Origin of the sequence: Streptomyces sp. SID13726, from assembly GCF_010548375.1 — a bacterium.
GTDB lineage: Bacteria > Actinomycetota > Actinomycetes > Streptomycetales > Streptomycetaceae > Streptomyces.
Genome location: NZ_JAAGLY010000761.1, coordinates 1 through 398 on the forward strand (window position 1 = coordinate 1; position 398 = coordinate 398).

At 77.1% G+C, this 398-nt stretch carries 1 protein-coding gene; it reads right to left on the bottom strand.

Annotation, left to right across the window (positions count from 1 at the left end; translation table 11 throughout):
* The coding region (locus G3I78_RS50165; RefSeq protein WP_203616612.1) for a PfkB family carbohydrate kinase at positions 1–398 on the bottom strand (398 nt) is incomplete at both ends.

A 398-nucleotide genomic window follows, 5' to 3' on the forward strand; every position in this document is an offset into this window, starting at 1 on the left:
CACAGAGGCGCACGGCGTCCGGGAGCTCGAGGCCGCGGCCCAGCCCGACGGCGATGCCCGCCGTCATGGAGTCGCCCGCGCCGCGGTGGTCGACGGTCGTGATGCGCGGCGTGCGCACGGTGTACGTGTGCTCGCGCGTCACGAGCAGCGAGGGGTCGTGCGCGCGCGACACGACGACCGCGCGCGGCCCGGCGTCGACCATGCCGCGCGCGGCGGCGAGCAGGGCCGCCTCGGTGTCGTCGTCGGCGAACCCGCCGTCGACCATCTCCTCGTGGCTGATCTTGAGCACCGCGCCGGGCGCGTCGGCCACGGCGCGCGCCTGCTCCCCGGAGAGGTCGGCGACCACCTGGCGCTCCGAGGCGTGCAGGTCGCGCGCGAGCCGCCCGAAGAACGACGCC